This is a genomic window from Bartonella sp. HY406 (assembly GCF_025449315.1).
Taxonomy (GTDB): Bacteria; Pseudomonadota; Alphaproteobacteria; order Rhizobiales; family Rhizobiaceae; genus HY038.
On the sequence record NZ_CP104893.1, the window covers coordinates 2,138,680 to 2,162,684 of the forward strand.

Consider the following 24,005-nt stretch of genomic DNA (forward strand, 5'->3'; position numbering starts at 1 on the left):
GGTTTTTTATATCAATAAACTATTTGATTGAAACGTTTTCAATCACAGGTAAGCCATCAATATGAAGGCTAATTTTATTGACATTTGATGGCGGAGCTATAAATTTTCCTTTCCACTGGCCAATACGCGGTGTTTTTGTCATATCATAACTAAAGTTCAATTTAAGATCTTGAGGCGCGGCATTTTCTGCGGCATCAAGCGGCCATTTTTCGTCACCACTGCTGATAAAAACTAGATCGCGATTGAGCTTTTCATAAATAATCGCACCACTGAATGGTTCAACCAACGTATTAAAGCGCACCTCAATTTCAACAATATCACCTTTGCGCTTAGCGCGAATAACTTCAGCCTTAGCCGTATCTTTTATAATGCTAACGCTTGGCTTTTCAGCAGCCAACACTATGCTTATGTTGGTGCCCAATAATCCCATGATAGCTATCATAGACAACGTGAATTTACTTAACAATTTCATAATCTGCTTCCCACCTTAAGCTATAAAATAATATAGATCTGATGTTTCCCATTTATTGCCTTCAAACGCCATTTAATCATTTTTTAGCGATAGAGGCTTTCATACTTTTTTAAACCAATTAACCCGCCAAAGCCGGTAAAGCTTGGGCGGGCATTTCAAATATTAATGCTAGTTTAAACTATTAGGATTTACTTCCCCTGTGCTAGCGGCGTTTCTTTTAAGCCAAACGCAGCAAGAGAAGCACGAAACACATCTGTATTATCAACGTAAATCTGATTTTCTTCTGCTGCATGATAAGCAGCAAGACCAGCATCTTTTTTAGCTACATCACGGAAGAATTCTGCGCCTTTACCATGAGCATAAAGCGGAACCAATTCACGTGTGTGGGTATCTGTATGCCAACGAACAAGCGGCAAAGCACCAGCGCCTTGATTGATAAGGTCCGAATAGGCATTGCTATTGCTATCTGGTCCTTGCAACAAACCGTTACCATGATCAGTCGTTACGATGATTAGGGTTTCATCCCATGATGAATTGGCCTCAACCCACTCTGCAACCGCTTCAACCGCAAGGTTAAAATCAATTTGCTCTTCAATTAAACGCGGTAGATTATTAGCATGTGCGGCCCAATCAACCGCACCACCTTCAACCATCAAGAAAAAGCCTTTTTCATTTTTTGAAAGCACATTAAGTGCGCCTTTGGTCATGGTTGCAAGGCTTGGTTGGTTTTCAAGAGGCTGCCCCATAGCAACGCCTGGACGATTAAACTGGGTTGTTAAGTGATTTTGAACTGTACCAAGAAGCTTCGTTTTATTACCAAGATCAAACTTACCTGCAGCAAGTTTTTCGAAATCCTCTTTGGTTTCGATGAGAACATAATCTGTTTCGCCGTTTTTAAGCTTATCCCAAGTGTCCTTACCACCTACATAACGATAGGCTTTATCATCCTTGGCCTCAACGGGCTTGCCTTCCTTATCGAAGTTTGGATGTCCTGCCCCCATGACAACGCTTGCCATACCAGAGTTAACGATATCTTGCGCCATCGCGCTATATTCATTACGACTAGCATTATGCGAGAGAAAGCCAGCCGGTGTCGCATGAGTCCACTGCACAGTCGAAATCGAGCCCAATGAGCGACCACTTTCAACTGCGTATTCACCAATATGTTTTAGCTTGGTATCATTATTTGACCAATTGATGGCATTATTATAAGTCTTTTGTCCTGTTGCCAAAGCTGTTGCTGCAGCAGCACTATCGGTGTAGTCAGCACGTGTATAGTCATAGCCTTTGAAATAACCAGGATAATTACCAAGCGATCCCTTGAATACTTCATTACTTGGTGCCGCATCCCAAAGCTCAGATGCATTGAAAGTAACTGAACCATCATTAGTTTTGGTTGGCGTATTAGATGTGTTGAGTGGATAAGTTGACATAAATACCTTAACATCAAAATCATCATAGACCTCATGGCCAAGAGCACCATGGCGATAATAGCTAGCTGCACGCCATGTATTGATACCCGCACCATCAGTTATTAATAAGATAACGTTTTTTGCAGGTGCATCTTGCGCCATTGACGGAGAAACAGCACCGCCAAAGACAGTTGTAAGGCCAAGAGCCAAAAGTACAAGTTTATGAAGTTTCATGGAGTATCCCTTTTTGCCAGAATGTAGAATGCGGATACTGCACCTATATTTCAGTGATATGACACGTCGCTATTTTCGGACAAAAACGAGCTAATACATTAAGGAAAATAAAAATCCCAACTTTTTTATAAGAAGTGGGCGGTTTTCTGCCAATTCATTTTATCAAAAAGCATTCTTGAAATAAAATTCATTTTTTATTCAAAAATTGTTTTATGATAAGATACCTACAACGACGCTTTTTATATGGATATAAGCTAAGCGAAGAAAAAGGTCATCAACCCGTTATTTTTGGCCAAGCTTATAATATGCCAACAATGATGAGACGTAAAATGGTGGATCTTGTTGTTGCCGATGGAAAGCCGGTTTCAGATCACCCAAGTCTTGAAATTACCAAGCTATCTAATTTGATTTTTGTGCCAACTGGTTTACCAATTGACGACCTTGAACCGCAACTCATCTTTGCCAATGAACTTGTCGAAAAGGGCATTGATCTTGATCGCATCATATTGGTGCTCAACAAAGTTACTGAAAGCAAAGTAGCTGTGCGTGAAACAAGACAATATTTGCAAAACGGCGTTAAATTCCATGTGGCCAAACAAGACATAGTAGCCGAAACCGCTTATCAACGCGCCCCAAATTATGCCTTCGCATTATCAGAAGTAGGATCAAATGTTGGTTTATTAAAAACAGTGATTTTTTAAGCGCTATTGGTTTACCAGTCGTCCATGCAATTTTAACCATGGCAAGCTTGGTAAAAATGGATTATGCGCCAGGTATTGTGGCCTTACTGTTTCTCATTGCTTTTTTATTATAAAGTGTTTTTTTCTCTATATAATTTATCATCGACAACAGGCAATCTATTGGTTGAAGCTGTATCGCCGGTGCGTATTGTAGTTGAGCGTTTGGATAATTCCATGCGGAGTTTAACCAATACAACGCAAAATGTTGCCACCACCATTACCAAATCAAGTGAAAAGACGGCACTTTCTGCCGCAAATAGTTTAGCTGCATCGATGCATATTGCTGAGAAGAAAGTATGAGCCAACTTTCGTTGGGCACATCTTGTTGCGATACGCCGCCAACGTTTAAGTTTTGCAAACAAGTTTTCAATCTTTTGAGGTAATTCGTGAATTGTTTTGTCAAAGCATATGGTTGTGGTTCTACAAATTAGGGAAGGAAAGATCAAACAACGCTTGCCTTAACCAGTCTGTGTCAATACCTCTGTCAACAATGAGTTTCTGCACATCAAGCAGAACTGGTAACAGAAGAACCGCGCCTTTATAGTCACCCATTTGTCCTTCCCACAATAATAGACATATTGGCTTGCCGCCTTGATCGCAGACTAAATAAATTTTGAATTTGGTGAGCCTTTTGTGCCTCCGACAGTGTGCCATAAGACGATTGTTCAATTACCTAGAAAGCCATTCAATAAATCTCTTGGTATATCGCTTCTATAAAAAAGCCCCGCCCAAAAGCAGGGCTACTGATAATGCTTTTTAATAACATAAATGATTAAAAATATTTGCGACAACACTCAATTTTTTGTAAAAGGCTTGTGACCGCAAAGCATCTGTTCTTCAGCACTAATGCTTGCCATTAAGGCACCATGCTTTTCACTAAAGCATTCAGTATCTTTTCACGGCTTTTTGACGGCTCTTTATCCTTCAGATACGAAACCACAAAAAATGCAAAGTTTTTTCCTATGTTTAATTGCGAAATTTCATAACAACTAATGTTATTTTTTAGACAACCTTTCACAATCTCAATTTGTTGTCCGGCGATTGTTTGCTTTGTTTTCTTAATATCGTAAATCCTACTTAAATATTGTGCAACCATTTCATCTCTTGCTAGCTTGAGAGTTTCATTAAAAGCCATAAAAATTATTGACTCCCACATGCCGTTATTATACGAGACCGCTGTGCCTTGATCACTCTCGATCAATTCTCCAGTCTCTGGATGCTTTATTTCAATACCCTCCCAATCAGAAGGCAACGTTACAGTTTTACCTGTTAATTTATTTTTCCACTCACCATGAATGGGAAATGCGATGGCAGGGGCATCACTGACACAACTCAATAGCATCTTATCAAATAGTGGAGCCAGTTCCTTCGACTCAGCATTGTTTAAAATTTCGGTTGGCTCTTGATTAGGGCTTACTTCGAGTTGGCGATTGATCAAACAGTAACGATCTTGTTGTGCTAAGAGAAGGGTTTCTGTTATTTTGTGTTCAGAAACAAAAAAATCCTCAATGGACACCATCCGATAGGCTTCATTCCCATCAATTTTGAACCCAGTCCAATCCTCTATGATTTTGAAATTTTTTACACTGCGCGATCTATCTTCTGTAAGCTGTTTTTGAAACTCTTTAATGTTATCAATTGCAAAACGCCTTACTGTTACTGTTGCTACTTGCTGATAGGTGGTCCCTTTCAAAAGATAGTATGATTGCCCCGGTAAAATTTCTAACAAGCTCTGGCCTTCCAATAGATCTACCGTCTTACCGGTGCGCTCATTTTTCCACTGCGTGGCCGAGGCTTGCATCAGTCCTCCCCAAAAGAACAACAATACCAAAGCGATTGAATTAAAAACAAACTTCATTAGAGCCTCACTCAATTTATGATCAGATGATCTTATACGGCCTTGTCGCAAATATCATTCGTAATCTACACTCATTTTGTTAATTTGTTATTTTGATAATTACGGCAGGCTTTAATTACGCACTACATTCTCAAAATCTGTGCTTGAAATTCAATTACTATTGAAAAGGTTTCTAGATGTTTTAATAAAAAATGGAATTAAAGCCCCTTTATTTTTATTTTGTTTTGTGCATTTCTTATTTGCATCATTGCTTTGAAATATTAAAGAGGGCCAGAAATGTTTAGAATTTTATTGTTAAGTTTATTGCTAATCACCCAACCGCTAATTTTATCATCATTTGCAAATGCGCAATCCAACAATTTCAGTGCAGATAAAGCCGAAAGAACGCGTCAAATTAACAAAGCTAAGTGTGAGCAATATGTTAAAGTAGCATCCTCGTCCATGAGCCAAAGACAAATGGGCGAGCCCTTAAATAATCTGCTTGAGGGAGTGAGTAGAACCAAAGTAAGTGAAGAAGCAAGGAAAAATCTAAGAACGATTATGTCTGGTGCCTATTCACACCCAATAGCTAAAACTAAAGAAGGAAAACAAAAAGCAGTTAGAGATTATACGAAGACTATTGCTTCAAAATGTGTAAATGGAACATTAAAATAATTTAAAAAAAAGCATTAAGCCCCTTTCATCAATGTTTTACGCAACTTTGCCAAGTCCAGCATCTGTACTAAAGTTTACAAAGCTATGAGAGCAGCAATAAAAAAAACTTGCAACAATAGTTTTAGCCGTTGTGGATTATCCATTTGCTTTATTGGCATTATCAATTTTTATTTTTGATGACCCCATCCGCCAGTGTAAATTATTGGCTTATTTGTTTTGCTATCCCATCAATTGCAATATATTCCGCATTTATAAAACCTCGTAAGGCTTAACAAGTAGATGGGATTGCAACACAGCAACTTTCATAAACCAAGCAAGCAATTTTTACGGAATTAGAAGATTTTGATTTTAAAAGCTTCGCAGGCATTCTAGCTGCTAGGAACAATGATTGATTTCTATATGGCGAGAAGCTTTTAGGCTTGTAAAATAGATTAGCCGTATCGAACTATAAAGCACGGACAATCATAAAAGCCGTGGAACCTCGATTTCGATTTTTAAAGGTTTTCGTGCCCCTAGTAGCAGCGGTGCAATTGCCCCAGAAAAGAATAGTAACAGCATATGGCCGGCTAATTGTGCCAACCGCTCCACTTGCCTTTGAAGGAAATAACCAAAGCGAGGCATCAATTGGCCACCAATAGCCGATGTAGAAATATTTGAAGATGGTATCAAAATCCAAAAACGCACAGACCCCGCACGTATTTATTCCATTTTAAATTTAACCCTGCCTTTGCTGCGATGACAACAAGGTTATTGCAAAGTAATTAAAAACAGAAAGTTGATTAATGAACGACAACAAATTAAAAAAAGAAGATTATTGTGATGCGGTTTTTAAGCTTCTTATTCTAAACGGAAAGTTTATAATTTTTGCCTTGATATTTATAGCCACAGCAGGTTTTGCATTACTTTCGGGGTGGGTATGGGAGTATTTTTGCCCATTAAATCCAACAAATTTTGATATGCTACATCTAGAACGAAACACTCTTTGGTATAAATACATAGAATTTATTTTTGATGCCAAAACTCTTTATATAAATATTTGTATAGCGGGTTCAGCATACTGGTGGATAATTTTATTTAAACTATGTAACCTAAAAAAATCTATTTCATTCTTAAAAGAAAAACAAGATTTTATATCTCCTATTATGGGTTACTTTTATGCTGTGGTTTTTATCACAATAACCTTCTCATTTTTTAGCGGAGATAAAGCCAAACTCAATGCATATTTATTATTTATTCCATTCTCAGTTATTTTATTTAACCTGATAATTTATATAATTTTACTCTCGCTAACTGATCGTGATATTAGAATGTCCGCTTGCTGTAGATTTTTTGGTATTTCTATTTCTTTTATATTATTTTTATTATTAATTGGATTTACACTAAAAAGCGGTTTTCAAATCTAAACTAACTTTATCAGGCAAATAGCACTTCAACGCGCTACGTCATCTGCACTATTTGCAATAGCCTTGTTAATTTCACAATATAGCACACCACTTACCTTTATCGCCGCATCATTGGCTGCGGCCTCTGTGTCCATTGTATTATTAATGATAATGTTAGCCGCGACAACACTTACATTCACATCTTTTTTAACTTCCGATTTTTGCGCTAAATTAGCAGGGATTGTCGTTGTAACTCGTGCCTTGATTTGATTTGGACTAGTTGCCCTATGCTTGGTGCAACGGGGTTTAAGTCCGGCACAACATCATTATCAACACGCTGAACACGGTACTTTGGAAGTGAATGATCATAGGTAATTGTTTAACCTTGGTTATTGGTTGAAACTCCAATACGCCTAGTGGTTCATTCTTTAGTTGGTGCAATTCAATACTGCTGGTACTTTATTGTGCTTGGTTTATACGTTGTTGAATAACATCATTTGCCAACCATTGTTCGCGCGATTCCTCATCGCCGCCCCAATCAAGACTTTCCCTCTTCCATTGCGGGGTCATATTAGTTAGCTTTACCCTTTTTATGTAATAGTATTAATAATATCGGTCAAGCGATCAAGATTACCGTTCCAGGCGGAAACAACCGCCGCCCAAACAGATTTTAAGAGTTCCGTAACTGCTTGGCAATATTTTTAGAAATTTCTAGACATCACCAACAAGCTTCATAACCCTAGCAACTAATGGATATTTTGCCGCAAGATCACCAATTAAAATGGTTGAACGTTAAGGCAAGTTAAAACATCTTCAAGCACCAAGGCAAAAGCTGCATAGGCAACAATGATTACAGGTATAGACCAAGTTGCAGCGAATACTCCTGTCGCAGCAACAACCATAACACGTAAATAGACAGGTGTGACAATTAAGGTGACAGCTAAACAAAAACCAACGACAAGAAGCATTATGTCAGGTAAATCCAGATTGCAAGCGTTGGCCGCTTCAGTATCCACTCTGGCACTTTAAAAATTTTAACACACATTCACCATTTTTCAATTTAGATATGCCGAATTTATACGCACCTAGCCATAGCAATTTACGACAATATAAATTACTTGTTCATTACCAAATTTGAAATGAACAAGTAATAACATAAAGTCTAACCTATTTAGCTTCCGGTGTGGTGGAGTTTTCCGGTAACTCGGCAGGAATATGGCTTAAATCACCGTTAAAATTAGTAATTTGTTCCTTTCCCGGCTTTGATGTATCAACATGCACCATAACCGACATGCCGGGCGCTAAACGGTCAATACCCTTTTGGTCTGGATCAATTTCGATACGCACAGGAATGCGCTGTGCGACTTTGGTGAAATTACCCGTTGCATTATCTGGTTTTAAAACTGAAAATTCAGAACCAGCAGCCGGTGAAAAACGTGTGACAACACCTTTCATTTCCATATTATTCAAAGCATCAACGGTAAAACTTGCCGGTTGTCCCACCTTCATATTAGCAAGTTGAGTTTCCTTATAATTAGCAACCACCCAAACATCATCTGGTACAACCGCCAATAATTGCGTACCAATAGCAACATATTGGCCAAGCTTTGCCCCAACCTCGCCAACGCGGCCATTGCGTGGCGAGTAAATATTGGTGTGGTCAAGGTCGATCTGCGCTAGCGCCACTGCGGCTTCAGCGCCATTAACATCAGCTTCAAGCCCTTTGCGGGCAACAATAATGGTTTGCAAATCTTGTTTTGCAACGTCAAGCCCTGCATCTGCCTGCTCCTTGGCGGCAGTTGCTTGGTCAAGTGCTGCACGCGCGCTATCTGCATCACTTTGGGTAGAAACACCGCGCTGTGTCAAAGGCTCAATACGTTGCCAATTTAACTCTGCCTTATGAAGACCAGCTTTCGCACTTGCAATTTGCGCCTCAGCCGATAAAATTTTGGCATTAGCCGATTTTTCTTGTTGGAAAGAATTGGCAAGGGCTGCCTTTTTTGATGCTAAACTTGCCTCTGCCTGCTCTAATTTTTGTTTATAAATGCGGTCATCAATACGGATTAGCAGTTGCCCTTGAGCAACTTTTTCATAATCCTTAACTGCAACTTCAGCAATATTGCCTGTCACTTGCGGACTTAAAACGGTTACAAAACCACGCACATAAGCATTATCCGTGGTTTGCACCGCAGACGCAAAAGGCGGCAATTGCCAAGCATAAAGAATCCCGAGGCCGCCTGCGACACCGGCAACAATTGCAACGATCGATGCTTTTGATCTAAGAAAGGTAATCATATTTCAATCTCTAATTTTGCCTATCGTCTTTCGATATTTTATAAATTAAGCCTTTATTCTGCACAGATTAAAAGCCGTTTGTTAATTTGTGGGAACTTGTAGTTCACCATTTTTTTCAATCTTTTGCTGTTCTCGCTTTTCAGCCAACCGCCGTGAAACATTATTCCAGACGATCCGGCAAAGTAAAAATGCCAATAAAGCCAGTGCAATGCATGAATAAATGCGAAAAACATCATTATAAGCCAAAATATTCGCTTCTAATGTGGCTTGTTTGGCAAGGGTTGCCAAGCCTTCTGCATTTAACAATGTTGGGTCGGTTAAAACTTGCGCATAAGGCGCAGATAATTGTTGTACACGCCCAGCCACCATAGGATTACTCAAAATAATTTGCTGATTGATCATATTGGAATGATATTTTTCAAACATAATTTGCAAACTACCAAAAAATGCCGAACTCATTAAACCGCCCGTACTTTGCGTAAATAAAAATACTGCAATAAAGCTCAAAATATATTTGGGTCCACGGGCAAGAGCCGATGCCAAGCCCTTATACATTGATGGCGGCAAAAATAAGCCAGCCCCCATGCCGATCATTGCTTGGCTCCAATACATTTCCTCTGGTCGTGTTAGGTTAGTTGCATGGCTATCAAGCCATGAGCCATAGGCCAGAAGAATGAGCGCAGCGATGTGGAAAATGTCTTCACGCCCTGGCTTTAGGAAAAATGCGCATAACAAACCGCCAACAATAGTACCAGCGATGACATGCAAATAAAGCGGTACAAGCTCCCGATTCAACAAACCAAACAGATTAAAGAAATTGGCTGCTATAGTTGATTGCTCGGAAAGCAAGACACGAAAAATCAATAAAATAATCGCTAAATGCAACATATCGCGCGAAAATAACCAACGCAGATCAATAAGTGGATTTTTACGGTTAAGTTCGATAATTGCCCCAATAACGATGAATATACCTGCAAAAAACAAACACCAACCCATCCATGGTGCTTCACGCCACCAATAAAGCCGACCAACCGGCATAATTGCTGCATTAATACCAAGCCCTAAAGCGAAAAAAGAATAGCTTACGACATCTAGCTTTTCTAAAACTTTGGCGCGAGGCATTGGCGTTAAGGGTAAATAAAAGATAAGACCAACACCAATAAGTGCAAGGCTTATTTCCAGCATATAAAGCCCATGTAAACCGCCATTATCCATCAAAAATGGTGAAACAATACGCGACAACGGCATGTTCAGTGATACATTTAACAGATTGAGGCTTAGACCAATAGTTTGTTTTTTAGCAGGCGCAAAAGCTTCAATCATATACATGAACGCAATAGACGACATGGGAGCTGCAGCAACGCCGCCAAAAAAGCGAACAATCAACGCGCTATTAAAGTCTGATACAAATAATTGCATCACTGACACGAGAACTAAGCAAATAATCGATAATTCGGCAAAATTGCGCAAACCATATTGGGTCCGAATTTTAATCAATAATATCGCAAAGCTAACATTAGGTGCCATATAGGCGCCCATAAGCCAAGCGGTTTCAATCGGTGTTGTATGAAAATAGCCTTGTAATTGTGGAATATTAGCCTGAATAACATTCATGCCAAAGCCTTGCGCCCATGAAAGAATGGTTGCGGCAAAAATATAAAGCAGCGAGCGCGGCCAAGCAAAAGCAAATATCTTGCCAACCTTATAGGGAGGCATAGGCTGATCTTGGGGAACAGGTGGGACATTCACAGCTTTCGCTTCATTATTTGCTGTTTTAGCCTCACCACTCATGGCATACACCGCTTTTCGCCAATATGGGCTGCCATATGTTTTAAAATTTCAATCCCCTCATCCAGTTTGTCTGGCATGATGCCAAACAACAATTCATTGCGTAAAGCTGCACTATGGCTTTCCAACTCCTCAACAATTGCCTTACCACCAACAGTTAAATGAATAGTATTTGCACGCCGATTACCTTGCGCAACCGCTCTTGCGACCAATCCTTGCTCTTCTAACGCATCGATTAATCGCACCATACTAGCATTTTCAATGTCTAACTTTTCAGCAAGCTCCTTTTGATAAACACCATCGCTTCGACTCAAAGCAAGCAAAGTGCGGGCGCGCGCAAGAGTTAAACCACGAGTTCGGGCATAACTATCAAAAAGAACAGGGATTTTTCGGCTGACTTTCAAAAGCAAATCAATGAATTCAGCCTGTTTTTCAGGTGTAGTTGTCATATTGCTATATTCATGTAGGAGGCTAACTATTACCGTGCTTATATATTTATCCTTTGCTATTTTCAATAATCAAACATGCTCCTCACATAAGAGTGACCTTACCATAATTTAGCGATTACTAAATTTTATATTCCTTAGCGCTTAGGACGTCTGCAAATCTGCTTGGCTGCATTTATTTAACCTCTGTAATTTTATTCTATTTGAGTAAACGACCACCCTATGACAATTATGTTATTTTGAAACGGTTTTAATAGACAAGCTGTGACAATTTTGCTTAAAACAATTTTGCAATAATGCATGTTTCTCAGGGCGGGGTGTAATTCCCCACCGGCGGTATGGGGTAAAACCTGAGCCCGCGAGCGCTTTTGTTTTCAAAACAAAAGGTCAGCAGATCTGGTGAGATGCCAGAGCCGACGGTATAGTCCGGATGGAAGAGAATCGCAGTGGCCGCAGTAGTAGCTGCTGCTGTTTGCCCTGTTTCAATTGGAGTTGTCCTATGAATCAGAGTAATGAAACACAAAAAGCTTTAAAAATCGCCTTTATTGCGGCTCGTTGGCACGCTAATATTGTTGATGAAGCCTATAAGGGGTTTGCAAGCCGCATCGCTGAAAACGCGCCAGAATTAAACCAGATTGAAAAATTTGATGTACCCGGTGCTTTTGAAATACCGTTACTTGCCCAAAAGCTCGCTCGCACAGGGCAATATCATGCAATTGTAGCATCAGGTTTTGTGGTTGACGGTGGTATTTACCGACATGACTTTGTAGCAAGCGCCGTTATTGATGGCTTGATGCGCGTCCAACTTGATGAAAATGTTCCCGTCTTTAGTGTTGTTTTAACACCTCACCAGTTTCACGAAACGGCCTTTCATGAAAAAATCTTCTTTGACCATTTCACCCAAAAAGGACAAGAAGCTGCCGATGCTTTAATTACGTTACATCAAACCAATAAGAAAATTCCTGCATAATGCAAAAAAATGCTAGAGCGCGTCTGTTTTAAGTATAATATTACCGTGCTCTAGCGTAATAGACATATTGTGCCTTAAGAGGCTAAATCACAAAACAATTGCCAGCCTTTCTAAATACAACGTTATTTTAAAACAAAAATAACAAATAAACTGAAAGGCTAGCGAATTTTGGCTATAATGGTTCTATCATATAGTATTTATATAGCTATTTAAAACGCTTATTTAACCAAGGCTTCATCAATCGCCCTTGCCCGTTTATAGGCTGGGCGTTCGCTAAGGCGTAGACAATAATCCTTCAATATCTCATTTTCTAAGCCACCCTTAAAAATGGCAAAAGCGCAAAAAGCACCGACAAGACAATCTGCAGCAGTAAATTTATCACCTGCAACAAATTCACGATTTTTAAGGTGATTGGCAAGAATTGTCATCATTTCTTCAATTGTACCATAACCAAGCATGATCCGCTCTTCTGGTTTTATCTCCAATTTGCGAAAGCCATCAATAAAGGCTGCCTCAAACGGACCGGCAATAAAAAAGCTCCAACGATAATAATCGGCACGATCGCTCAAAGCTGGCGCTAAGCCCTTGTCAAAAAAGGCATCAGCAAGATAAAGACAAATTGCCGATGTTTCGGTTACAACTTTACCATTATGGACAATAGCTGGAACTTTCCCCATAGGATTAATATCAAGATAGGATTGTTCTTTCATAGTTGTGCCATAATCTAAAATATGAGCATCATAGGCAATGCCAAGCTCTTCCAAAAACCAACGTACAGTACAACCGCGTGATTGGGGATGGGTATAAAATTGGATATTTGTCATTTCAACTTTCCTCTTTTTTGGTCGTTATGAAATGTCTATATCCATCACTTGTGTCAGTTTTTGTCAGCAGTGTTGAGTGGGCAACGAAAAACGATATTAAAAATCAAATGGTGAAAAAGTTGGGGATTAATTTGGGTTGCAGTTTACCACGCGGTCAAAGAATTTTGTTTTTTTTATCTTTGCCCCTGTAAAAATGGATGAGCCACTATAGTTACATTATTATCAGTATTTTTTAAATACACTATAAACATTGGAAATAAAAATGAACAGCGAGACGGTACCTGCTGTATCTTCCCCAGCAGGTACCACATTTTTAAATAGATAGGTAGCTTCTTTTAATGTCAGAAAAGCAAGCTCTAGCCTCAAAAACTAAACTACTATTGCAATTGCTCTTTAATAATCGCGCTTGCGGCTGAAAAATCCATTTGCCCCATATATTGCTCTTTTAATTGCGCCATTACCTTACCCATATCACGCAAGCTTTCAGCGCCCGTTGCAGCAATTGCCGTTTTGATAGCTGCTTGCATTTCTGCACTGTCAAGCTGACGGGGTAAAAATTCACGGATAATGGCAATTTCATTACGCTCAATCTCTGCAAGCTCTGGACGGCTACCTTGATCATAAAGCTTTGCCGATTCGTCACGCTGTTTAATCATTTTAGCAAGCAAGGCCTGCACATCACTATCTTCGGCGGCAGGTTTACCATCGCCACGTCTTGCAATATCAAGATCTTGTATGGCAGCATTTACCAAGCGCAAGGTCGATAGACGCACTTTGTCCTTTTCGATCATTGCTTTTTTAAGTGCAACAGCAATATCTTCACGCAACATCAGCCTAATCTCCGCTTTAAATTCAATATAGCGACTTCTATAACAGTTTCACAGCAAGTTTGAAGCCATAATATAAACACATAGCATATTTGATGTGAAATTTATGCAATTCAAGGGAAAACCATTTATTATAGGCAATGACAGCAAATCATTGCTATTTAAATCTAATTAGTCCTAAAAAAGTGGGTAAAGATTAAAAGAATGGGCAAAAGACGTAATCTTCACTTTATTTTTTGAAATTAACCGATATAATACCAATCTTAGCCAGACATGATATTATATTTTAAGGTGGATGACCGCATCCGCCCTTTTGACATGCGCAAATATAAATAACTTAGCATGATAATGGCACTATTTTTAGTATCCGTGCCCTTAGTATCTTTGCCCACGGAATATAGAAAGAGACCGATAATGACCCAAAATATCAGCACTTTAGCAGCCACTCCATGGGAAAAGTCAATATCAACTGCCGTATTGGTACTTGCAGATGGAACAGTGATTGAGGGAAAAGGCCTTGGCGCAACGGGCGCAATCGAAGCTGAAGTATGTTTTAACACTGCCCTTACTGGTTATGAAGAAATCCTGACAGACCCTTCCTATACTGGACAAATTGTTACGTTCACTTTTCCCCATATCGGCAATGTTGGTACCAACCAAGAAGATATTGAAGATTTAACCCCTGCCAATCATTTTGGTGCAGTTGGTGCTGTTTTAAAAGCCGATATCACTGATCCATCTAATTATCGTGCTGCGCAAGGTCTAGACCAATGGTTAAAATCACGCGGCGTTATTGCTCTTTGCGGTATTGATACTCGCGCCCTCACCGCTCTTATCCGTGAAAAAGGCGCACCTAATGGCGTTATCGCCCATAGTCCTGATGGTAAATTTGACATTGCTGCGTTAAAGCAGCGCGCTGCAAGCTGGTCTGGTCTTGAAGGGCTTGATCTTGCAAAAGATGTCACCATCGGTCAATCAATGCCGTGGAGTGAAACGCCTTGGGTTTGGAATGAAGGCTATAGCGAAGAAACCGAACCTAAATATCATATTGTTGCTATTGATTATGGTATTAAAAGAAATATCTTACGTTTGCTTGCAGGGCGTGATGCTAAAGTGACAATCGTACCAGCTACAGCAAGCGCAGAAGATGTACTTGCTATGCAACCAGATGGTATTTTCCTTTCAAACGGCCCTGGCGACCCAGCCGCTACGGCAGCATATTCCGTGCCCGTTATTCGCACTTTGGTTGATAGTGGTATTCCAATTTTTGGTATCTGTCTTGGCCACCAAATGCTTGCGCTTGCCATGGGCGGCAAAACCATAAAAATGCATCAAGGCCACCATGGTGCCAACCATCCGGTTAAGGATTTCACCACCGATAAGGTTGAAATTGTTTCAATGAATCATGGTTTTGCGGTCGATTCAAAAAGCCTGCCTGAAGGTGTTGAAGAAACCCATATTTCACTTTTTGATGGCACAAATTGCGGCATCAGTTTGGTTGGAAAACCAGTATTTTCAGTGCAGCACCATCCTGAAGCATCACCTGGCCCACAAGATAGCCATTATCTTTTTGACCGCTTTATGGATCTTGTCAAAAAACATAAAGCTTAAATTTTGATTTTTAAACACCCATCACCATAATTAAATGCTGATGGGTGTTTTTGCACTTTTAACTAGAAATTTGCGGTTTATAAATAACGCTTTCGTCAAGATCTGTTACTTTTTGTTTGCCGCAAAGTGCCATGGTGATATCAAGCTCTTTAGCAATAATATCCAAGACTTGGCGCACGCCTTGCTTACCGTTTGCACCTAGCCCATAAAGAAATGGCCTACCAATATAGGTGCCTTTTGCACCCAAAGCTAAAGCCTTTAGAACATCTTGCCCAGAGCGGATGCCGCCATCTAAATGCACTTCAATCTTGCTGCCGACTGCATTAATAATTTCTGGCAAAATGCTAATTGTTGAGGATGCGCCGTCAAGCTGGCGGCCACCGTGGTTAGAAACAATTAAAGCGTCAGCACCGCTCTCAGCCGCTTTATGGGCGTCGTCTGCGTCAAGAATGCCTTTTAGAATGAGTGGGCCACCCCATTTATTCTTGATCCATTCCACATCTTGCCAATTTAATTTGGGGTCAAATTGTTCTGCCGTCCAAGCAGATAACGAGCTTAAATCACTGACGCCTTTAGCATGGCCATCAATATTGCGAAAAGTGCGCCTTTGAGTTTTAAGCATGTCAAAACACCATTTCGGGCGCATTGCCATTTGCATGATATGTTTTGGTGTAAAGCGCGGTGGTGCGGAAAGCCCATTGCGCAAATCCTTATGGCGTTGCCCTAATATCTGTAAATCTAATGTAAGCACCAAGGCGCTGCAATTGGCAGCTTTAGCGCGGTCAATTAAATTGGTAACAAAATCACGATCGCGCATAACATAAAGCTGAAACCAAAAGGGTTTTGTTGTGGAAGATCGCACATCCTCAATCGAACAAATACTCATAGTTGATAGGGTAAAAGGTACGCCAAATTCTTCAGCCGCTTGTGCAGCAAGAATCTCACCATCGGCATGCTGCATGCCACAAAGACCCGTTGGCGCGAGGGCAACCGGCATGGCCACCTTTTGGCCAATCATTTCACTTTGCAAACTGCGACCTGTCATATCAACGAGAACTTTTTGGCGCAGTTTAATTTGTTTAAAATCATCTTCATTGGCGCGATAGGTACTTTCTGTCCATGCACCTGAATCGGCATAATCAAAAAACATTTTTGGAACGCGGCGCTTTGCTGCCTTTTTAAAATCAGCAATATCGAGCAATTGTTTCATCATCGGCCTTCCATAAAAAACTGTCTAAGTTGTACCTAAAATCGCATAGTTTACATAAAAAATAGCCAAAATATAAAATAATTAATCCAATTGCTTAGGTGAAGCACAGCAATGGCTATTTGGGGTGCTTCCTGCCAAGGTCTCAATAATGGCGCAATCAGGATCATCATTGCCATTACATTGGTTAATCAATAGCCGCAATTTATCGCTCATTTCGCGCAAAGCAGCCATCTTTTCTTCAAGTTCTGCAAGGTGCTGAGCGGCTAGTTTTTTTACTTCAGCAGAGCTGCGCGATTGTTCACGCCAAAGTGACAAAAGCGTGTTAATTTGATCAAGCGAAAAGCCTAAATCGCGAGAGCGGCGAATAAAGCGTAAAGTATCAAGATCCTGCATTGCGTAATGGCGGTAGCCTGCATCACTACGATGGGCTGCCTTAATAAGACCAATGCTCTCGTAATGGCGGATCATCTTGGCAGAAACGCCGCTTTCCTTGGCTGCTTCTCCTATATTCATACAATTCTCCCACAAAAAATGGAGCTAAATAATAGCTCCATGTAAAGTTAGGTATTTTGCTAAAAAATGCAATCATAATTGCTAAGATAATACTATTTGGTAAAAGCTCGCCCATTGATAAATAGTGCTTCCAGTGCTGCCACATAGGGAGCAATATCAAGGTTCTTTTTGGCGAGCCAATTATCATCAAGATAGGTAGAACGGTAACGTTCGCCGCTATCACAAATCAGGGTGACAATGCTGCCGGTTTGATTGTTTTTAATCATGTCAGAAACAATTTTTCCAACCGCCCAAAGATTAGTACCCGTGGAACCACCACAACTACGACCAATAAGTTTGCTGATAACGCGCATGGCGGCAAGGCTTGCTTCATCTGGTACTGCAAACATGCGATCAATAACATCAGGTAAAAATGACGGCTCTACCCTTGCGCGGCCAATACCTTCAATGACCGAATTACAACCGTCAATTTCTCGGATAGTGCGATCCATATAATGCTTATGAAACACCGAACCTTCAGGATCTGCAACGCAAAGACGAGTAGAATAACAACCATAGCGGATATAGCGGCCAAGGGTCGCCGATGTACCACCTGTACCAGCGCTTGCAACAATCCAATCAGGAATAGGATTTTTTTCGCGGCTTAATTGCGAGAAAATCGAATTGGCAATATTATTATTGCCACGCCAATCCGTTGCGCGCTCGGCATAAGTAAACTGGTCAATATAATAGCCATTTAGTCTATCAGCTAGATCTTGAGCTGTTTTATAAACACTCTTTGGATCATCAATGAAATGAACTTCCCCGCCATAAAACTCAATTGCAGCAATCTTTTCAACCGATGTGGTGCGCGGCACAACGGTAATGAATCGCAGACCTAGCAATTTAGCAAAATAGGCTTCTGATACAGCGGTTGAACCGCTTGATGCTTCAATAATGGTGGTTTGTGGCCCTACCTTGCCATTGCATAAAGCATAGAGAAACAGCGAACGCGCTAAACGATGTTTCAAGCTACCGGTTGAATGGCTTGATTCATCTTTTAAATAAAGGGTAATGCCATTACAGCGTGGCAAATCTAAACGTAGCAAATGAGTATCAGCTGAGCGACTGGCTTCGGCTTCAAGACATTCAATTGCTTCCACCAACCAATGGCGTGTACAAAGACTTGGGGCATCAAGGGAGGGAAAGGTCATATGGTTGTTCATATCTATTTACCGAATAATTGTTTATGCTGACTTCGTCATAATAAAATATATTTTTTAAAATTAAAGCAATTAATATTCGTAAATTTTTAAAATTTTTTCAAAAAATAGCATAAAATTCTATTTTTATATATTTTATTAGATTACTAATTTTATCATATTTTACCTATTTAATGAAATTGACTTGCAGCGCTTAAGGCAATTTTGCCTGATTTATATCGCTTTTTTATTTCAAAGCGCCCATTGAAAGGATAAAACGACTCTTAAAACTAGAATTGACAAATTGAAATATTTTTTATAAACGAATGGTTGGAAATATATAAATCACCAATATAGAAAAAAATTTATGTAAGCTTATAGGTCGAAAAGAATGGGTCGTAAACGCAGTATAGATCAAAACCAGATCTTAGATGCTGTTGAAGCGGTTGTGATAGAAAGCGGCGTTGCTAAGCTAACGGTTGAAGCCGTTGCCAATAAGGCTGGGGTTAGTAAGGCGACTGTGCTTTATGATTATAAATCCAAAGAGGCTTTGATTAGCGCGCTCATCAAACGGCATTTTTCATGCTATGATCAAATCGTCGCCGATGAACAATCCAAAGGCATGTCGCTGATGTCGGCTAACATTGAAGTGATTAGGCGACATTGTGGCGATAATGAACGCGCCGTTAGTCTTGCTATTTGTGCAAGCATGGCAAACAATCAAGCTATCCGCGAACAAATTATCCAATATATTTGGAAAGACATAAAAGATCTCAATATAGAAAACTTAGATAAACCCAATGCTTCCCTAGCTTATTTAGCTATGCATGGTTTATGCAGTCTTGAAATGCTTGGTGTTTTTCCTTGGAATGAAGACCAGCGTCAAAGAATACTGGATCATATTGATAATTTAGCAAAAAATAATGGTCAAGATGCAGAAATTTGATTTTATTCCATTATATTCGATTAAGTTATAAAATACTAATTAACTTAAATTTTAATTTCACTTTTACCATATATTTACTTGAGTAAAAGTATCATCTTTACTAATCTCCCAAAAGTAATAGGTATATCCTCATGCGTCCCCCAGCTTTTTTAACCAAAATCATCCTACCATTTTTGCTTTTAAGCGCATCATCTTATGGGCTTTACGCGCAAGAACAAGGTGGTGAAGCTCCCCCTCCCCCTGCCGTTAACATTGTCGTTGCCACCCCGCAATCGGTTCCTGTTGTCACTGAATTACCCGGCCGGGTTGCACCAACACGAGTTGCCGAAGTGCGGCCGCGCATTTCTGGTATTGTTGTTGAGCGTGTTTTTACCCAAGGTAGCACAGTAAAAGAAGGCGAAGTGCTTTATCGTATTGATCCCATGCCATTTCGCGTACGCGTTGCTAGCGCCGAGGCTTCCCTTGCCCGCGCTAAGGCTGTTGAATTAAATGCTAAGCAACTTGCCGAGCGCCAATCGCAATTGCGCGAGCGTGAGGTTACCTCGACAACCAATTACGATAATGCGGTTGCAGCTTTAGCACAAGCTGAGGCGGATGTAGCCCTAGCACAAGCATCACTTGATGCAGCAAAATTGGATCTTGGCTATACTGAAGTGCGTGCACCAATATCCGGCCGCATTGGTCGCGCGCTGGTAACGGAAGGCGCTTTGGTTAGCCCAAGCGATGCTAATCACCTTGCTTTGGTTCAACAGCTAGACCCTGTTTATGTCGATTTTACCCAGTCTTCCAATGCCGTGCGTGAACTTCGGCGCAGCTTAGATGCTGGTGATCTTGAAAGCCCAGCCCCAGGGGAAGCAAGTGTACAACTGGTTTTTGATGATGGCACACCTTACAGTGAAAAAGGCCGCCTGTTGTTTTCGGAAGCGTCAGTCGATTCAACCACCGGTCAAATCACCTTACGTGCTGAGTTTCCAAACCCAAAGGACGAGCTTTTAGCTGGCCTTTATGTGCGGGTGCGTATTGAACAGGCAGTTGATAGTTCTGCAATTCTTGTGCCGCAACGAGCCATTATTCGTGATAATAGCGGTGGTGCGCAGGTCTATGTTGTTGATGAAATGAATATCGCGCATTTGCGTAATATTACCCTTGGGCAAGCTATTGATAATAATTGGATTGTGCGCACTGGTATCAAAAGTGGCGATAAGGTCATTATCGATGGCGGTGCCAAAGTTCAAGACGGCACTAGTGTCGCGATTAGCCAATAACAATGTCGATGAGCAGTTTAAACCTATTTAAATCTGCAGCATTATAAAATGCTGATAATAGATCGCATTTATAATGTTTGTGAAATATTTAAAATAAGCCCCCGATGAAACGAGACCATTATGGCCCAGTTTTTTATTAAAAGACCTATTTTTGCCTTTGTTATAGCGATATTCATAACATTGGCTGGTATTATTGCATTGCCTTATCTACCTATAATGCAATATCCAAAAATTGCTCCGCCGCAATTAACAATCCGGACGTCTTACCCTGGTGCGTCACCGCAGGAAGTTTATGCCAGTGTTACCCGCCAGATTGAAGAAGAATTAAATGGCGTAGAAAATATTGCCTATTTTGAATCAAGCACGGATTCAAATGGTGGCCTTGAAATTACGGCAACATTTAATACAGGTTCAGATATCGCCAAGGCACAGGTTGATGTGCAAAACAAAATTCGCGGTGTTGAGTCACGTTTGCCGCGATCAGTTGTTGATCAAGGTATTCAGGTTGAAGAAGCTGGCAACGGCTTTATGATGTTTATCAGCCTTATTTCACCAGATGGTTCGTATGATAGTGTGGCCCTTGGCGATTATATGAGCCGTAATATCCTTGGTGAGTTGCGCCGTATTGACGGGGTTGGACGCGTACAACTATTTGCATCAGAGCGCGCATTGCGCGTTTGGCTGGATCCAGACCGTATGGTGGGACTAAATCTATCGGTTGACGATGTAACCGCTGCTATTCGTGCGCAAAATGCGCAGGTAGCTGCAGGCCGTGTTGGTGCAGATCCCAATCCGTTAACCCAAGAACTCACGGCAACAGTGTTGGTTAAGGGGCAGCTTGCAACACCTGAAGAATTCTCATCTATTATTTTACGTGCAAATCCTGATGGCTCAACCGTACGGCTATCGGATGTTGCCCGTGTAGAGCTTGGCGCAGAAGACTATAATTTTTCTACCACACTTGATGGCAAGCAATCTGCTGCTGCAGCCATTCAATTATCCAATTCCGGTAATGCCCTTGCTACATCAAAGCTTATTCATGCCAAAATGGCAGAGCTAGGAGCATTTCTTCCCAAAGGCGTAAGCTATCTTATCCCTTACGATACGACACCCTTTGTGTCCGCATCGATTGAAAAAGTTTTTCATACCTTAATTGAAGCCGTCATTTTGGTTTTCTTGGTGATGTTTCTCTTTTTACAAAATTTCCGCTATACGCTTATTCCCATCATTGTCGTTCCGGTGGCCTTGCTTGGTACTTGTGCCATTATGTTAGCGGCAGGATTTTCCATCAATGTGCTAACAATGTTTGCTATGGTGCTTGCCATTGGTATTCTGGTTGATGATGCGATTGTGGTGGTTGAAAATGTTGAGCGCATCATGGCAGAGGAAGGGTTGCCACCCAAACAGGCAACCCAAAAGGCGATGCATCAAATAACCGGCGCGATTATTGGTATTACACTTGTTCTCTCAGCCGTGTTTGTACCTATGGCATTTTTCCCAGGTGCAACGGGTGTAATCTACCGCCAATTCTCGCTTACCATGGTAGTGTCTATTTTATTCTCGGCTCTTTTGGCGCTTACTTTAACACCCGCTCTTTGTTCAACATTCTTGAAGCCTGTTCCCAAAGGGCATCACGATAAGCGCGGTTTCTTTGGTTGGTTTAACCGCAACTTTAATAGTTTGACCAATCATTATCAAGGTGGTGTGCGTTTCGCATTAGCTAAAAGCCGTCGTGTTATGGTCATTTATGTGGCTATCCTTTTAGGGCTCGGCTATACTTATATGAAATTGCCAACAGGCTTTGCCCCAAATGAAGATCAGGGATATCTTATTGTCAGTGCATTATTACCACCAGAAGCTAGCTCCAATCGAACCAATGAAGTTCTATCACAAATTGATAAAATTTTTGCCGGAAATGATGCCGTTGATCATGTTATTGGCGTACGTGGTTTTAGCTTCTCAGGATCAGGTGCCAATGCAGCAATCGTCTTTGTAACCTTAAAAGACTGGAGCGAACGCGGCAAAGGGCAATCAGCCCAAGATATTGTTAACTGGACGAATGGACAATTGGCATCAATTAAGGATGTTAGTCAAATATTTGCAGTTCTACCCCCAGCAATTGACGGCTTTGGTTCAACTGATGGCTTTAGTTTCCGCCTGCAAGATCGTGGCGGTTCAGAGAACATGTCGCTTAATGCAGCTACGGGACAATTGCTTGCCATGGCAAGTCAAAGTCCAATTCTAGCCGGTGTGCGCCCCGAAGGATTGCCTGAATCGGCACAGGTCAATCTTGAAATTGATCGTGAAAAGGCAAATGCTTTTGGTGTGACATTTGCTGATATTAATACAGCTATTTCAGCCAATCTTGGTTCGGCCTATGTTAACGACTTTCCAAATGTAGGTAGGCTGCAACGTGTTGTTGTTCAAGCATTGGATACCAAGCGGCTTGATGCGGTCCAGTTATTAAGCATTCACGTCAAAAATACCCATGGCGGAATGGTGCCTTTATCAGCCTTTGCTCATGTTAATTGGCAAAAAGGACCTGCGCAGGTTATTGGTTATAATGCCTATCCATCAATGCGTATCACTGGTTCACCAGCCCCGGGTTATTCAACCGGTGATGCAATTGCTGAAATGGAGCGTATTGCTAAAGCACTCCCAGAAGGCTATGGTTTTGAATGGTCAGGACAAACGGCAGAAGAGATTAAATCTGGTTCGCAATCTACCCTTTTATTTGCGCTATCTATTCTCTTTGTATTCCTATTGTTAGCAGCACTTTATGAAAGTTGGTCAATTCCGGTATCGGTGATGTTGGTGGTGCCACTTGGTATTATTGGCTGTGTTCTTGCGGTGATGATGCGTGATATGGCAAATGACCTTTATTTTAAAATTGGTCTTATTACCATTATTGGGCTATCGGCGAAAAATGCTATTTTGATTGTGGAATTTGCGCGTGAGCTTTATGGTCAGGGTATGTCTCTTTCTAGTGCAGCACTGGAAGCGGCAAAATTACGCTTTAGACCAATTTTGATGACATCATTGGCATTTTCGCTTGGCGTATTACCCCTTGCAATTGCTAATGGTCCTGGCGCGGGCAGTCAAAATGCAATTGGTACAGGCGTACTTGGCGGCATGATAACCGCGACAGTTCTTGCTGTTATGTTTGTGCCAGTTTTCTTCCTCATTATCCTGCGCTTCTTTAAAGTAAAGCCACAAGTTCAGGAAAAAGACGAAGTCGCTTAATATTTTATACCTTAAATAATAAAAGGCCATCAGTTGAACTGATGGCCTTTTATATTAAGCATATCCTACTTACTCTTATCTACCACCATGACAGCAGGCGAATAAACACAATCCTTATATCATACGTTGTTTCC

Annotated in this window: 24 protein-coding genes and 1 riboswitch; of the genes, 9 read left to right on the forward strand and 15 right to left on the reverse strand. The window is 40.8% G+C overall.

The window, feature by feature from the left end; genetic code table 11:
* Positions 1–19: 19 nt before the first annotated feature.
* Together N6B01_RS09080 and N6B01_RS09085 are read right to left on the reverse strand one after the other, a co-directional pair.
* The gene (locus N6B01_RS09080) at positions 20–472 is read right to left on the reverse strand and encodes a hypothetical protein (protein WP_262078375.1); all 453 of its coding nucleotides are present in this window, start codon (positions 470–472) and stop codon (positions 20–22) included.
* A 188-nt stretch (positions 473–660) separates the two neighbouring features.
* Positions 661–2,118, reverse strand: coding sequence for an alkaline phosphatase (locus tag N6B01_RS09085; protein ID WP_262078376.1), 1,458 nt, complete (start codon positions 2,116–2,118; stop codon positions 661–663).
* Between the two features lie 212 nt (positions 2,119–2,330).
* On the opposite strand from N6B01_RS09085, the gene N6B01_RS09090 reads away from it, so the two are divergent.
* Complete coding sequence (locus tag N6B01_RS09090; RefSeq protein WP_262078377.1) at positions 2,331–2,819, forward strand: hypothetical protein; 489 nt, start codon at positions 2,331–2,333, stop codon at positions 2,817–2,819.
* Positions 2,820–2,978: 159 nt separating this feature from the next.
* Entirely contained in the window at positions 2,979–3,158 is a 180-nt protein-coding gene (locus N6B01_RS09095; protein WP_262078378.1) for a hypothetical protein, read from the forward strand.
* Positions 3,159–3,278: 120 nt separating this feature from the next.
* Here the strand turns inward: N6B01_RS09095 and N6B01_RS09100 are convergent, their stop codons facing one another.
* Together N6B01_RS09100 and N6B01_RS09105 are read right to left on the reverse strand one after the other, a co-directional pair.
* A complete protein-coding gene (locus N6B01_RS09100) occupies positions 3,279–3,410 on the reverse strand; it encodes a hypothetical protein (protein ID WP_262078379.1) in 132 nt (43 codons plus the stop codon).
* A 304-nt stretch (positions 3,411–3,714) separates the two neighbouring features.
* The gene (locus tag N6B01_RS09105) at positions 3,715–4,716 is read right to left on the reverse strand and encodes a hypothetical protein (RefSeq protein ID WP_262078380.1); all 1,002 of its coding nucleotides are present in this window, start codon (positions 4,714–4,716) and stop codon (positions 3,715–3,717) included.
* Between the two features lie 276 nt (positions 4,717–4,992).
* Between N6B01_RS09105 and N6B01_RS09110 the strand changes: the two genes are divergently transcribed.
* Positions 4,993–5,370 (forward strand): hypothetical protein, encoded by a 378-nt coding sequence (locus N6B01_RS09110; RefSeq protein ID WP_262078381.1) that lies wholly within the window; start codon positions 4,993–4,995, stop codon positions 5,368–5,370.
* Between the two features lie 462 nt (positions 5,371–5,832).
* On the opposite strand, the gene N6B01_RS09115 is transcribed toward N6B01_RS09110, so the two are convergent.
* Entirely contained in the window at positions 5,833–6,054 is a 222-nt protein-coding gene (locus N6B01_RS09115) for a hypothetical protein (RefSeq protein WP_262078382.1), read from the reverse strand.
* 98 nt (positions 6,055–6,152) lie between these two features.
* Here N6B01_RS09115 and N6B01_RS09120 point away from each other — a divergent pair, with 98 nt between their 5' ends.
* Positions 6,153–6,773, forward strand: coding sequence for a hypothetical protein (locus N6B01_RS09120; protein WP_262078383.1), 621 nt, complete (start codon positions 6,153–6,155; stop codon positions 6,771–6,773).
* Positions 6,774–6,799: 26 nt separating this feature from the next.
* Here N6B01_RS09120 and N6B01_RS09125 read toward each other — a convergent pair whose 3' ends face one another.
* From N6B01_RS09125 to N6B01_RS09145, 5 genes are all read right to left on the reverse strand, one after another.
* Complete coding sequence (locus N6B01_RS09125) at positions 6,800–6,952, reverse strand: hypothetical protein (protein ID WP_262078384.1); 153 nt, start codon at positions 6,950–6,952, stop codon at positions 6,800–6,802.
* A 576-nt stretch (positions 6,953–7,528) separates the two neighbouring features.
* Positions 7,529–7,768, reverse strand: coding sequence for a hypothetical protein (locus N6B01_RS09130; protein ID WP_262078385.1), 240 nt, complete (start codon positions 7,766–7,768; stop codon positions 7,529–7,531).
* Positions 7,769–7,919: 151 nt separating this feature from the next.
* Positions 7,920–9,047 carry an HlyD family secretion protein gene (locus tag N6B01_RS09135; RefSeq protein ID WP_262078386.1) on the reverse strand — a complete coding sequence of 376 codons (1,128 nt, stop codon included), beginning with the start codon at positions 9,045–9,047 and terminating at the stop codon, positions 7,920–7,922.
* An 81-nt stretch (positions 9,048–9,128) separates the two neighbouring features.
* Positions 9,129–10,838, reverse strand: a complete 1,710-nt coding sequence (locus N6B01_RS09140; RefSeq protein ID WP_262078387.1) for an MFS transporter — start codon at positions 10,836–10,838, stop codon at positions 9,129–9,131.
* Entirely contained in the window at positions 10,835–11,284 is a 450-nt protein-coding gene (locus N6B01_RS09145) for a MarR family winged helix-turn-helix transcriptional regulator (RefSeq protein WP_262078388.1), read from the reverse strand. Before N6B01_RS09145 ends, N6B01_RS09140 begins: the two co-directional genes overlap by 4 nt.
* 296 nt (positions 11,285–11,580) lie before the next feature.
* Positions 11,581–11,727, forward strand: a riboswitch (FMN riboswitch).
* A 53-nt stretch (positions 11,728–11,780) separates the two neighbouring features.
* Between N6B01_RS09145 and N6B01_RS09150 the strand changes: the two genes are divergently transcribed.
* On the forward strand, positions 11,781–12,251 hold the full coding sequence (locus N6B01_RS09150; RefSeq protein WP_262078389.1) for a 6,7-dimethyl-8-ribityllumazine synthase: 471 nt from the start codon (positions 11,781–11,783) through the stop codon (positions 12,249–12,251).
* Positions 12,252–12,469: 218 nt separating this feature from the next.
* Here N6B01_RS09150 and N6B01_RS09155 read toward each other — a convergent pair whose 3' ends face one another.
* Together N6B01_RS09155 and N6B01_RS09160 are read right to left on the reverse strand one after the other, a co-directional pair.
* Positions 12,470–13,075, reverse strand: a complete 606-nt coding sequence (locus N6B01_RS09155; RefSeq protein WP_182417471.1) for a glutathione S-transferase family protein — start codon at positions 13,073–13,075, stop codon at positions 12,470–12,472.
* A gap of 377 nt (positions 13,076–13,452) precedes the next feature.
* Entirely contained in the window at positions 13,453–13,905 is a 453-nt protein-coding gene (locus N6B01_RS09160; RefSeq protein WP_182417472.1) for a GatB/YqeY domain-containing protein, read from the reverse strand.
* Between the two features lie 411 nt (positions 13,906–14,316).
* On the opposite strand from N6B01_RS09160, the gene carA reads away from it, so the two are divergent.
* A complete protein-coding gene (gene carA, locus N6B01_RS09165; protein ID WP_262078390.1) occupies positions 14,317–15,513 on the forward strand; it encodes a glutamine-hydrolyzing carbamoyl-phosphate synthase small subunit in 1,197 nt (398 codons plus the stop codon).
* A 58-nt stretch (positions 15,514–15,571) separates the two neighbouring features.
* Here the strand turns inward: carA and N6B01_RS09170 are convergent, their stop codons facing one another.
* The 3 genes from N6B01_RS09170 to N6B01_RS09180 all read right to left on the reverse strand — a co-directional run bounded on the left by N6B01_RS09170 (position 15,572) and on the right by N6B01_RS09180 (position 18,441).
* Positions 15,572–16,723 carry an alpha-hydroxy acid oxidase gene (locus N6B01_RS09170; protein WP_262080630.1) on the reverse strand — a complete coding sequence of 384 codons (1,152 nt, stop codon included), beginning with the start codon at positions 16,721–16,723 and terminating at the stop codon, positions 15,572–15,574.
* A gap of 81 nt (positions 16,724–16,804) precedes the next feature.
* Positions 16,805–17,236, reverse strand: coding sequence for a Cu(I)-responsive transcriptional regulator (cueR, locus tag N6B01_RS09175; protein ID WP_262078391.1), 432 nt, complete (start codon positions 17,234–17,236; stop codon positions 16,805–16,807).
* Between the two features lie 92 nt (positions 17,237–17,328).
* A complete protein-coding gene (locus N6B01_RS09180) occupies positions 17,329–18,441 on the reverse strand; it encodes a PLP-dependent cysteine synthase family protein (protein ID WP_262078392.1) in 1,113 nt (370 codons plus the stop codon).
* 367 nt (positions 18,442–18,808) lie between these two features.
* On the opposite strand from N6B01_RS09180, the gene N6B01_RS09185 reads away from it, so the two are divergent.
* The 3 genes from N6B01_RS09185 (at position 18,809) to N6B01_RS09195 (ending at position 23,871) form a co-directional block, all read left to right on the forward strand.
* On the forward strand, positions 18,809–19,363 hold the full coding sequence (locus tag N6B01_RS09185) for a TetR/AcrR family transcriptional regulator (protein ID WP_262078393.1): 555 nt from the start codon (positions 18,809–18,811) through the stop codon (positions 19,361–19,363).
* A gap of 131 nt (positions 19,364–19,494) precedes the next feature.
* Complete coding sequence (locus N6B01_RS09190; protein ID WP_262078394.1) at positions 19,495–20,628, forward strand: efflux RND transporter periplasmic adaptor subunit; 1,134 nt, start codon at positions 19,495–19,497, stop codon at positions 20,626–20,628.
* Between the two features lie 120 nt (positions 20,629–20,748).
* Positions 20,749–23,871 carry a multidrug efflux RND transporter permease subunit gene (locus tag N6B01_RS09195; protein ID WP_262078395.1) on the forward strand — a complete coding sequence of 1,041 codons (3,123 nt, stop codon included), beginning with the start codon at positions 20,749–20,751 and terminating at the stop codon, positions 23,869–23,871.
* Positions 23,872–24,005 lie beyond the last annotated feature (134 nt).